This is a genomic window from Kocuria sp. CNJ-770 (assembly GCF_001942375.1).
GTDB lineage: Bacteria > Actinomycetota > Actinomycetes > Actinomycetales > Micrococcaceae > Kocuria > Kocuria oceani.
Genome location: NZ_MKJW01000033.1, coordinates 63,758 through 75,214, shown reverse-complemented (window position 1 = coordinate 75,214; position 11,457 = coordinate 63,758). Strand labels below are relative to the sequence as shown.

General features: G+C 73.7%; 9 protein-coding genes. All 9 read right to left on the bottom strand.

Annotated features, from left to right (window positions below; genetic code table 11):
* Window positions 1-232 precede the first annotated feature (232 nt).
* The 9 genes from BJF77_RS01870 to BJF77_RS01835 all read right to left on the bottom strand — a co-directional run bounded on the left by BJF77_RS01870 (window position 233) and on the right by BJF77_RS01835 (window position 11,376).
* Entirely contained in the window at window positions 233-772 is a 540-nt protein-coding gene (locus BJF77_RS01870; RefSeq protein WP_047802018.1) for a hypothetical protein, read from the bottom strand.
* 135 nt (window positions 773-907) lie between these two features.
* Window positions 908-1,594, bottom strand: a complete 687-nt coding sequence (locus BJF77_RS01865) for a LysE family translocator (protein ID WP_075871112.1) — start codon at window positions 1,592-1,594, stop codon at window positions 908-910.
* A gap of 20 nt (window positions 1,595-1,614) precedes the next feature.
* Entirely contained in the window at window positions 1,615-2,697 is a 1,083-nt protein-coding gene (gene mgrA, locus BJF77_RS01860) for an L-glyceraldehyde 3-phosphate reductase (RefSeq protein WP_075871111.1), read from the bottom strand.
* Window positions 2,698-2,747: 50 nt separating this feature from the next.
* Window positions 2,748-4,622: a malto-oligosyltrehalose trehalohydrolase gene (treZ, locus tag BJF77_RS01855; protein ID WP_047802016.1), complete on the bottom strand. Its 1,875-nt coding sequence runs from the start codon at window positions 4,620-4,622 to the stop codon at window positions 2,748-2,750.
* Between the two features lie 6 nt (window positions 4,623-4,628).
* The gene (gene treY / locus BJF77_RS01850; protein WP_075871110.1) at window positions 4,629-6,986 is read right to left on the bottom strand and encodes a malto-oligosyltrehalose synthase; all 2,358 of its coding nucleotides are present in this window, start codon (window positions 6,984-6,986) and stop codon (window positions 4,629-4,631) included.
* Between the two features lie 83 nt (window positions 6,987-7,069).
* Complete coding sequence (gene glgX, locus BJF77_RS01845; protein ID WP_047802014.1) at window positions 7,070-9,256, bottom strand: glycogen debranching protein GlgX; 2,187 nt, start codon at window positions 9,254-9,256, stop codon at window positions 7,070-7,072.
* Between the two features lie 139 nt (window positions 9,257-9,395).
* On the bottom strand, window positions 9,396-10,499 hold the full coding sequence (locus tag BJF77_RS01840; RefSeq protein ID WP_255396085.1) for a bifunctional ADP-dependent NAD(P)H-hydrate dehydratase/NAD(P)H-hydrate epimerase: 1,104 nt from the start codon (window positions 10,497-10,499) through the stop codon (window positions 9,396-9,398).
* Window positions 10,397-10,957, bottom strand: a complete 561-nt coding sequence (locus tag BJF77_RS21265) for an NAD(P)H-hydrate epimerase (RefSeq protein ID WP_255396084.1) — start codon at window positions 10,955-10,957, stop codon at window positions 10,397-10,399. Before BJF77_RS21265 ends, BJF77_RS01840 begins: the two co-directional genes overlap by 103 nt.
* Window positions 10,954-11,376 (bottom strand): holo-ACP synthase, encoded by a 423-nt coding sequence (locus BJF77_RS01835; protein WP_139318387.1) that lies wholly within the window; start codon window positions 11,374-11,376, stop codon window positions 10,954-10,956. Before BJF77_RS01835 ends, BJF77_RS21265 begins: the two co-directional genes overlap by 4 nt.
* Window positions 11,377-11,457 lie beyond the last annotated feature (81 nt).

Sequence of the window (11,457 nt, the reverse complement as noted above, 5' to 3'; positions counted from 1 at the left end):
AAGGACGAGGCGCAGTTGCCGACACCGGCCACCGCCACTCGGATCGGATGATGAGACACGATTCTCCTTCGTCGTGGATCGTCCGCCCCCCGCCCGGCGGCTCGGGCCGCGGCGACGTCGTCGACGGCGTCCGGTGCGGCGGGGAGGACTCAAACCCCCCAAGTCTAGACCCCGCCACGGGAAACGGCCCGACCCCCGGAGGGACGGGCCGTTTCCGCGGGCGGGCCGCCGGTCAGCGCAGCCAGCCCTGGAGCACGTTGCGCGGCCGCTGCATCTCGCCGTGCTTGGCCCCGAGGACCACCACGGTGCCCGCCAGGGCGGGGATCACCCACTGGATCACCTTCAGCTGCTTCTGGGCGGAGGCCAGCTCCGGGGAGGCGTCCGGGCGGGGCTCGGTGGCGCCCTGCGCGCCCTCGTCCGAGAGCTTCTCGATCTTCTTGCCGAGCACGCGGGAGTAGGCCGTGACCCCGGCGCCCACCACGGTGATCAGGGCCTTGGAGGTCGTCGCCCCGCCGACGCCCTCCTGGGTGGCCAGCCGGCCCTTGTTCTGGGCGATGAGCGCCGCGCCGGCGACGCCGTGGGCGACCAGCGCCGCCGCCTGGAGCGGGGCCCACTTCTTCCATCCGAGGTTGGACAGGCGCGTGCGCTCCTGCGGGTCCTGGGCGGCCGCGGCCGCCCCGTTGAGCCCGACGGCGCCCATGAGGGAGCCACCGAACCATGCGGCCGCGGTGAGGTCGTGGATGGAGCGGGTCAGGTACTCGTTGTCGGACATCGCGCTTCTCCTCCTGTGGACGGGCCCGGAGCCGCCGGAGAGCGGCCGCACCGGAAATAAGGATGCTTAGTTCCTATCACCGGCCGGCGCGCGAGGAAACCCCCGGCGGCAGATGACCGTCGGCAGGGGTGATACTCACAGCGCGCTCACCAGCAGTGCCAGGGCGAGCACCAGGAACAGGGCGCCGGAGGCCAGCTCCACGGCGGCGCCGTGGCGGCGGAAGGTCACCGCCAGTCGTTCGACGGAGCCCATCCACGCCACGGCGGTGAACCAGGCGAGGCCCACCGCCACCAGCAGCACGAAGACCAGGGCGGTCTCCCACCAGCGGGCCCCGGCCGGGACCACGTTGGCGAACAGCGCCACGAAGAAGATGATGGCCTTCGCGTTCGAGAGGTTGGTGACGAGCCCCAGCACGAACGCCCGGGCCGGGCCGGGCGCACGCGTCCACGGCACCGCACCCGGCGGCGCCGTGGACGCGGCGGGCCCCGTGGGCGGAGCCCCTCCCGCCGGCACGGCCGCCGGAGCCGTCCGGGCGGCGAGCCCGGCCCGGATCCCGCTCACCCCCAGCCAGCCGAGGAACAGCGCCCCCGCCACCTGGATGAGCAGCTGCACGGTGTCGGCCTGGCTGATCAGGACGGTGACGCCCGTGAGGGACAGCGTGATCCACACGAGGTTGCCGGTCATCACGCCCACGGCCGTGAGCACCCCGGCCGTGCGGGAGCCCAGCGACGAGTTGCGCAGGATCACCAGCACGTCCGGGCCGGGGGCCACGATCCCGGCGATCCACAGGCCCAGCAGGGCGAGGTACTGCGAGACCTCCACGGTCTACCGGGCCCCGCGGCTCATGCGTGCTTGGAGTCCTGGGCGCCCGCCCAGATGTTGATGTCGGAGTCGGTGGCCAGCCGGTCGATGGCCTCCAGCTCCCCGGGGGTGAACGCGAGGTTGCGCACCGCGCCCACGCTGTCCTCGAGCTGCTCCGGGGAGGAGGCGCCCACGAGGGCCGTGGTCACCTGCCCGTCCTGCTGCTCCCGCAGCACCCACGCGATCGCCATCTGGGCCAGGCTCTGCCCGCGGGCGGCGGCGATCTCGTGCAGGCCGCGGACCTTCTCCAGGGTCGTGTCCGAGAGCCACTCGGGGTCCAGGGACTTCTCGGCCGCGGCCCGGGAGCCCTCCGGGATGCCGTCGAGGTAGCGGTCCGTGAGCATGCCCTGAGCCAGCGGGGAGAACACGATCGAGCCCATGCCGGCCTCGGTCAGCGCCCCCAGCAGCGAGGTCCCCGAGGGACCCGGGGCCTCGACCCACCGGTTGAGCATCGAGTAGGAGGGCTGGTGGATCAGCAGCGGGGTGCCGAGCTCGCGCATGATCTGCTGGGCGCGCTGGGTCAGCTCCGCGTTGTAGGAGGAGATCCCCACGTACAGCGCCCGCCCCGAGCGCACGACGTGGTCGAGGGCCCGCATGGTCTCCTCGAGCGGCGTGTCCGGGTCCGGGCGGTGGTGGTAGAACACGTCCACGTGGTCCAGGCCCATCCGCTGCAGGGACTGGTCCAGGGAGGACAGCAGGTACTTGCGCGAGCCGCCGAAGCCGTAGGACCCCGGCCACATGTCCCAGCCGGCCTTCGAGGAGATCACCAGCTCGTCCCGGTACGGCGCGAAGTCCTCCCGCAGGATCCTGCCGAAGTTCAGCTCGGCGGCGCCGGCCGGCGGGCCGTAGTTGTTGGCGAGGTCGAAGTGGGTCACGCCGAGGTCGAAGGCGCGGCGCAGCGTGGCCCGCTGGGTGGCGAGCGGCTTGTCGTCGCCGAAGTTGTGCCACAGGCCCAGGGAGATCGCGGGCAGCTTGAGCCCGGAGTCCCCCACGCGCCGGAAGGGCATGGTCTCGTAGCGGTCCTCGGCGGCGAGGTAGCGGGCATCGGGTCCGTAGGTGAGCACAGTGGCCTTTCGCGGGTCGGTGGACGGTGGGGCGGACGGGGCGCGGCGGGTCAGTACCGCACCACCGCCGCGCCGTGGGCGGGCAGCGCGGCGACGGCGCCGCCGTCGGCCCCCGCGGTGAGGGACACCTCGCCGGAGCGGAACAGCACCTCGGCGTCGGCCGCTCCCGGGACGGGCACCTCGACGGGGTCCGCCCCGAAGTTGAGGACGACGGCGACCCCGTGGTCGGAGCCCGGCGCCGTGGCCCGGCGGAGCACGAACCAGCGGGCGTCCTCGTCGTGGTCGGTGTCGATGGTCGCGAACCGCGGGTCCGTGAGCTCGGGCACCGCGCGCCGCAGCGCGATGAGCTCGCGGTAGGCGGCCAGCACCCGGGCGTGCTCGCCCCGGCCGGGCTCGTCCCAGTCCAGCTTCGAGTCGGTGAAGGTGCTGGGCGCCTGGGGGTCCGGGACCGTGGACTCGTCCCAGCCCATCGAGGCGAACTCCGCCTTGCGTCCCTTCGCCACGGCCTCGCCGAGCTCGGGCTCGGGGTGGGCGGTGAAGAACTGCCACGGGGTGGACGCGCCCCACTCCTCCCCCATGAACAGCATGGGGGTGAACGGCTGGGTGAGCAGCACGGCGGCGCCGAGCACCTGCTGGTCGGCCGAGAGGCTCGCGCTGATCCGGTCCCCGGCGGCCCGGTTGCCCACCTGGTCGTGGTTCTGGATGCAGGTGACGAACTGCCACGGGCGCACCCGCTGCTTGTCGACCGGCCGGCCGTGGTGGCGGCCGCGGAACACCGACATGGTGCCGTCGTGGTAGAACGCGTCGCGCATGACCTTGTCGAGGGTCCCCAGCGCGGCGAAGTCCGCGTAGTAGCCCTGGGTCTCCCCGGTCAGCGCCACGTGCGCGGCGTGGTGGAAGTCGTCGAGCCACTGCCCGGTCATGCCCAGGCCGTGGGCCGTGGTCGGCGTGATCATCCGGTGGTCGTTGAGGTCCGACTCGGCCACCGTGAACAGCGGCTTGCCCGTCTCCACGCCCACCCGCTCCACGAGCTCGGCGATCTCCTCGAGGATGTGCACGGCCCGGTGGTCCTGCAGCGCGTGCACGGCGTCGAGGCGGAACCCGTCCACGTGGTAGTCGCGCAGCCACATCTCCACGTTGTCGAGGATGTAGTCGCGCACCCCGTCCGAGCCCCAGCCGTCGAGGTTGATGAGGTCGCCCCAGGTGCTGGAGCCGGGCTTGAAGTAGTCGGCGAAAAGGGGCAGGTAGTTCCCGGACGGGCCCAGGTGGTTGTAGACCACGTCCTGGATCACGCCGATCCCGCGCTGGTGGCACGCGTCCACGAAGCGCTGGTAGGCCGCGGGCCCGCCGTAGGACTCGTCCACGGTGTACCAGAGGACGCCGTCGTAGCCCCAGTTGTGCTCGCCGTTGAAGCCGTTGACGGGCAGCAGCTCCACGAAGTCCACGCCGAGCTCCACGAGGTGGTCGAGCCGCTCGACCGCCGCGTCGAGCGTGCCGGCGGGCGTGAAGGTGCCGAGGTGCAGCTCGTAGATCACCGAGCCCGCGAGGGTCCGGCCCGTCCACGCGGTGTCGCCCCACCGGTGCGCGGAGGGGTCGAAGGTGCAGGACAGGTCGTGCACGCCCTGCGGCTGGCGGCGCGAGCGGGGGTCGGGCAGGACCTCGGAGACCTGCGAGCGCTCCTCGGCGGTGCCCTCGTCGAAGGTCTTGCCCAGGACGTAGCCGTAGCGGACGGTGCCCGTGGGGACGTCGGCGTCGTCGGGCAGGGTCCACCAGCCGTCGCGGCGGGCGGCGGGCCCCTCGGGGGAGCCCGCGGGCAGGGACGCGGCGGGGACCATGGCGTGGTCCTCGCCCTCGATCCGCACGGTCACGGACCGGGCGTGCGGGGCCCAGACGTCGAAGCGGTTCAGGTGCTCACGGGTGTTCATGGGGGTTCAGGAGTCCTTCCGGCGCAGCAGCGCCACGGGGTAGTCGGACAGCAGGGCGGACAGCGCCACGGTGCCCGTGTGCGGGCGGTGGGTGAGCACGTCCTCGAAGTCGCCCTCGGGCAGCTCGAGGGTCTCGTCGGTGAAGCCGCCCCGGGCCGCGAGGCCCAGGGGAAGGCGGGTGGCCACGGTCACGGCGCCGCCGCGGTCGAAGGCGAACACGTGCCCGGCCCGCGGGCCGGAGGCCTCCAGCGGGGTGTAGCCGGTGAACAGCTCCGGGTGGTCGCGGCGCAGCCGGAGGGCCCGGCTGGTGACGAGCAGCTTGGCGGCGGCGTCGGGGCCCACGGCCGGGATGCCCTCGACGGTCCCGCCCACGGGGGTGTCCAGCCGGGCGAGCATCGCGGCCCGGGCCTCGAAGTCCACGGGGCGGCGGTTGTCCGGGTCCACGAGGGACTCGGCCCACAGCTCGGAGCCCTGGTAGACGTCGGGGACGCCGGGCATCGTGAGCTGGACCAGCTTGGCGGCGAGCCCGTTGCTCCAGCCGGCCTCGGTGACGTGCTGGGCGAAGCCCTCCACCACGGCCCGGATCTCGGGGTCGTGGAAGACCAGCTCGATGAACCGCACGAGCCGGTCCTCGAAGTCCTCGTCCCCGTCCACCCAGGCGGTCGAGCTGCCGGCCTCGCGGGCGGCCTTGAGCGCGTAGTCCACGGTGCGCTCCTGGGAGAGCGGCCAGGCGCCCACCACGGCCTGCAGCACGAGGTTCACCAGCGGGCCGTCGTCCACCCGCACGCCGGCCTCCTCGGCGAGCTTCTTCGCGGTGCCCACCACGCCGGCCCACTGCTCGCCGGCCTCGGACAGGACCGTGATCCGCGCGCGCACGGCCTCCGAGCGCTTGGTGTCGTGCGTGGACAGGGCGGTCATGGCCAGCGGCTCCTCGGCGGCCCGGCGGCCGAGCTCGGCGTGGGCCTCCTCGGGCGTCACGGCGAAGTGCGAGGGGTCGCCGCCCACCTCGGTGAGGGAGGTCAGGCGGGGGAAGCGGTAGAACGCGGTGTCCTCCACGCCCTTGGCCATGACCATCCCCGAGGTCTGCTGGAAGCGGCGGGCCAGTTCGCCGAGCTCGGCGTCGTCCGTGGCTTCGGCCCCGAGCAGCTCCCCCAGGGTGCCGATCGGTCCGGCGAGGTCGGGACGCCGCGCCCGGGCGGCGTCGAGGGCGGCGCGCAGGTGCTCGGCGCCCTCGGGGAGGTAGCTGCGGTAGACGGGGAAGTTCGCGAGGATCTCCGCGAGGGCGTCCACGGCCTCGTCGTGGCCGAGCCCGGCGCCGGCGGGGACCGACCGGGCCAGGCGCAGGACCTCGGCGTGCAGGGCGTTGTCGGCCATGGCGCGCTTGGTGCCGTGGATCATCTCCTCCCAGTGCACCGGCTCCCCGCCGCGCAGGCGGGCGTCGAGGCTGGTGAGGGCGTACTCCCCCGCCGGGTCGGTGAGCAGCCGGTCGAGCACGCCCAGGGCGTCGTAGCCCGTGGTGCCGGCCGTGGCCCAGTCCCCGGGCAGCCGCTCCCCGGGCTCCAGGATCTTCTCCACGACGACATAGGCGCCGCCGGTGAGCTCCTTGAGCCGCTCGAGGTACTGCCGCGGGTCCCGCAGCCCGTCGGGGTGGTCGATGCGCAGCCCGTCGACGAGGCCCTCGTCGATCCAGCGTTTGATCTCGGCGTGGGACTCGTCGAAGACCTCCGGGTCCTCCACGCGCAGTCCGGCGAGCGTGGCCACGGTGAAGAAGCGGCGGTAGTTCAGCTCGGCGTCGCCGCGGCGCCAGTTGATCAGCTCGTAGTGCTGGCGGGCGTGGACGTCCTGCGGGTCGTCGCCCGCGGCCCAGGTGCCCTCCGCGAGGGGGTAGACGTTGTCGTAGTAGCGCAGGGTGCCGTCCTCGACGCGCAGCTGCGCCAGCTCCTCGTCGCCGTCGCCGAGCACCGGGATCAGCACCTTGCCGCCGCCGGCCTCCCACTCGACGTCGAAGGCGTCCGCGTAGGGCGAGTCCCGCCCCTGCTCGAGCAGGGACCACCACCACGGGTTCTGCTGCGGGACGGCCACGCCCTGGTGGTTCGGGACGATGTCGACCAGCACGCCCATGCCGCGGCCGTGGGCGGCGTCGGCGAGCGCCCTGAGCCCGGCGGGGCCGCCGCGGACGGGGTCCACCTCGGCCGGGGACGCGACGTCGTAGCCGTGGTCCGAGCCGTCGACGGCCCGCAGGATCGGGGACAGGTAGACCCAGTCCGCACCGAGGTCGTGGAGGTAGTCCACGAGCCCGGCCGCGCGGTCCAGCGTCAGGTCGGAGGTGATCTGGAGTCGGTAGGTCGAGATAGGTGTGCGCACCGCTCCAGTCTGTCGGCCCGGCCCCGGAAACGCCAGCAGGCTGTCGACCCGTGTCCGGGTCGACAGCCTGCCGGCGCCTCAGCTCACTGGTCCGCGGGCGTCCTCGAGTACACCGCCACGGAGGCGGCGACCGACGCGTCGGGCTCCTCCTCGGGGGCCTCGTAGGCGCGCAGCACGACCGTGGACTTGCCCTCCAGGGTGATCGAGCTGCGGGCCTTGCGGATCTGCCCGTCGGAGTGCTTGCCGGCGGTGTCCAGGATCTCCTCCCACTGCCGGCCGTAGCGGGCCGGCGGCAGCTTGTACTTCACGGGCTCCGGGTTGGAGTTGAAGTACACGATGAAGTTGACGTCCGTGATGGGCTGCCCGCGCATGTCCACCCCCGCGATGCCGTGGCCGTTGAGCCACATGCCCAGCGACCGGGACAGCGGCTCGTCCCAGTCGGCGGGCTTCATCGGGGAGCCGTCGGTGTTCAGCCACGCGATGTCGGGCATCGGCCGCCCGGTGTCGTCCTCGTCCATCTCCACGGGCCGGCCGTCGAAGAAGTTGGACCGGCGGAACGTGGGGTGCTGGTGGCGCAGCTGGGTGACCGCGGCGGTGAACTCGGTGAGCGGGCCGTCCATCGCCTCCCAGTCGATCCAGGACAGCTCGTTGTCCTGGCAGTAGGTGTTGTTGTTGCCGTCCTGGCTCCGGCCCAGCTCGTCCCCGTGCAGGACCATGGGCGTGCCCTGGGACAGCAGCAGGGTGGCGAGGAAGTTGCGCTGCTGGCGGGCGCGCAGCGCCAGGATCTCCGGGTCGTCGGTGGGGCCCTCGACGCCGCAGTTCCAGGAGCGGTTGTGGGACTCCCCGTCGTTGTTGTCCTCGCCGTTGGCGTCGTTGTGCTTCTCGTTGTAGGAGACGATGTCCCGCAGCGTGAAGCCGTCGTGGGCGGTGACGAAGTTGATCGACGCGAAGGGACGCCGGCCGCTGTGCTCGTAGAGGTCCGCGGAGCCCGTGATCCGGGAGGCGAACTCGCCGAGGGTCGCCGGCTCGCCGCGCCAGAAGTCGCGGACCGTGTCCCGGTACTTGCCGTTCCACTCGGTCCACTGCGGCGGGAAGTTGCCCACCTGGTAGCCGCCGGGGCCGATGTCCCACGGCTCGGCGATCAGCTTGACCTGGGAGACGACCGGGTCCTGCTGGACGAGCTCGAAGAACGTGGAGAGCTTGTCCACGTCGTAGAACTCGCGGGCCAGGGTGGCGGCGAGGTCGAAGCGGAAGCCGTCCACGTGCATCTCGGTCACCCAGTAGCGCAGGGAGTCCATGATGAGCTGCAGGGAGTGCGGGTGCCGGACGTTGAGGGAGTTGCCGGTGCCCGTGTAGTCCATGTAGAACTTCTCGTCGCCCTCCACCGTGCGGTAGTAGGCCTGGTTGTCGATGCCCTTCATGGACAGCGTGGGGCCCATGTGGTTGCCCTCGGCGGTGTGGTTGTACACCACGTCGAGGATGACCTCGATGTCCGCCTGGTGCAGGGCGCGCACCATGGCCTTGAACTCCTGGACCTGGCCGCCGAGGTCGTTGGTGGAGTTGTACTCGTTGTGCGGGGCGAAGAAGCCGATCGTGTTGTAGCCCCAGTAGTTGCGCAGGCCCTTCTCGAGCAGCGTGCTGTCCTGCACGAACTGGTGCACGGGCATCAGCTCGATGGCCGTGACGCCGAGCTTCTGCAGGTGGGCGATGACCGAGGGGTGGGCCACGCCGGCGTAGGTGCCGCGCTGCTCCTCCGGGACGTCCGGGTGCTGCTGGGTGAGGCCCTTCACGTGCGCCTCGTAGATCACGGACTTGTGGTACGGCGTGCGCGGGGTGCGGTCGCCCTCCCAGTTGAAGAACGGGTTGATCACCACGCCCATGGCCATGTGCGGGGCCGAGTCCTCCTCGTTGAGGGAGTCCTCGGCGCCGAAGTCGTAGGAGAACAGCGGCTGGGCCCAGTCGAACTCGCCCGCGATCGCCTTCGCGTAGGGGTCGAGCAGCAGCTTGGAGGGGTTGCAGCGCTGGCCCGCCGCGGGGTTCCACGGCCCGTGCACCCGGTAGCCGTAGCGCTGGCCGGGCTGGACCGTGGGCAGGTAGCAGTGCCAGACGTAGCCGTCCTGCGCGTCGACCTCGATGCGGGTCTCCGTCCCGTCGTCGTCGAACAGGCACAGTTCGACCTTCTCGGCGACCTCGCTGAAGAGCGCGAAGTTGGTGCCGGTGCCGTCGAAGGTGGCGCCGAGGGGATAGGGCTGGCCGGGCCAGACTTCCATGGGATCTCCTGTCGTACCGCCGGGCAGGGGTCACCGTCAGCGGGCTGGTGTTCGGGGCAAGTGCGCTTAACCTTAGCGGGGTCGGGCGGCTGCCGTGGCCGCCCGGGAGCCGAGCCGCCCACCGAGCCGGGTGCGCGGCTCAGGCGCGGGAGCGCAGCACCCGCCGGACGTTGCCGGCGAGGACCGTGGGCGGCACGGGCCCGAGCCCGTCCAGGCGGGAGGCGTACCCGTGGACGGCCACGGCGAGCGCGGCCGCCACCGCGAGGCGGGCGTCCCCGCGGGCCCAGTCCCCGGCGGCGGCGAACGCGTCCGGGTCCTCGGCGCAGCCGGCGAGCGCGGCGCCCATGATCCCCGCGAGGGTGTCCCCGCTGCCGGCCGTGGCCAGCCAGGGACTCCCGTCCGCCTGGGAGAGCAGCGTGCCGTCCGGGGCGGCCACCAGGGTGGTGGCGCCCTTGAGCACGACCACGGCGCCGGTGGCCTCCGCGGCCGCGCGCGCCCACCGGGCGGGCTCGGCCTCGATCGCGGCGCGGTCGGGGGCGTCCGCGTCCCCCCGCAGGGCGGCCAGCCAGGCGAGGACCTGCTCCAGCTCCCCGGCGTGCGGGGTGAGCACCTTCCCGGGGCCGAGACCGCCCTCGGCCGCGGCGCGCGCCGCGGCCGTGAGCGCACCGGCGTCCACGACGGCGGGCAGCCCGCCGGCGAGGACGGCCCCGATCCGCGACTCCTGCGCGGGGTCGCCCACCGCGCCCGGGCCCACGACCCACGCCTGGACGTGCACGTCGGCGGGGTGGTCCTCGGAGGCGACCACCTCCGGGCTGGTCAGGCAGACCAGCGAGCGGGTCGCGGCGTCGCCGAGGTGGCGGACCATGCCGGCGCCGGCGTCCACGGCGGCCCGGGTGCACATCAGGGCGGCGCCGGGGTACGTGGGCGAGCCGGCCACGACGCCGACCACGCCCCGGGAGTACTTGTGGGACGCCGCGCCGGGTCGCGGCCACAGCGCCGCGACGTCGCCGGGCTCGAGCCGGCGCAGCGCCGGGTCGGGCAGGGCGTCCTCGATGCCGATCCGCACGGTGCGCACCTCCCCGCAGGAGCGATCGCCCGGGGGCAGGAGGAGCCCGGCCTTCGCGCCGCCGAAGCTCACCGTCAGGTCCGCGGGGAGCACCGGTCCGGTGACGGCGCCCGTGTCGGCCGAGACCCCGGAGGGGACGTCGCAGGCCACGACCAGCGGGCGTCCCGCTCCGGCCACCGCTCCAGCACCGCCCGGGCGAGGTCCGCGGCGGCCCCGCGCAGCCCGCCGCGGGCGCCGGTGCCGAGCACGGCGTCGAGCACCAGGTCGGCGGCGAGCACGCGCGCGGGCCCCTCCCCCTCCGGGGCGTCCGCCAGCGGCAGGACGCGCCCGCCGGCCGCGGCGAGGGCCGCGGCGCCCTCGGGGTGCAGCCGGTCCCCGACCGCCACGGCCAGCACGGACGCTCCGCGCCGGGCCAGCTCGGCCCCGGCCCACAGTCCGTCCCCGCCGTTGTTCCCGGTGCCCGTCAGGACGACCACCCGGGCCCCGGCCACCCGGCCGCGGCGGGCGCGCAGGCGCTCCGCGCAGGCCAGGGCCAGGCCGTGGGCGGCGCGGCGCATCAGGGCGGGGCCCTCCCCCCGGGCCAGGAAGGGCGCCTCCGCGTCGCGCACCTGCGCGCCCGTGTACGCCGCGATCACGACGCCGCCCCGGTCCCGGCGGACTCCGCCGCACTCGCCCCGGTGGGCGCGGCGCCCCCGGGCTCCCCGGTGCGCTCGGCGATGACCATGGCCATCGCGATCCCGCCGTCGTGGGTCATGGTCAGGTGCCACCGGTCGATGCCCTGCCGTCGGGCCTCCTCCGCCACGGTCCCCTCCGTGCACAGCACCGGGGCGCCGGAGGGGTGGTTCTCGATCCAGCAGTGCTGCCAGATCATGCCGGGCGGCGCCTTGAGCGCCTTGGCCGCCGCCTCCTTCGCCGCGAAGCGCGCCGCGAGCGACCGGACGTGCAGGTCCCGCTCGAGCGGGGTGAACAGCCGGGCCACGAGGCCGGGGGTGCGGGCGATCTGCTCCTCGAAGCGGGCGATGTCCACCACGTCGATGCCGGTGCCGATGATCATGCCCCCCACCCTAGCCACACCCGGCCGGGGCCTCCGACGACCACCGGCCCGCCGCCCCGGGAACGGGGCGACGGGCCGGTG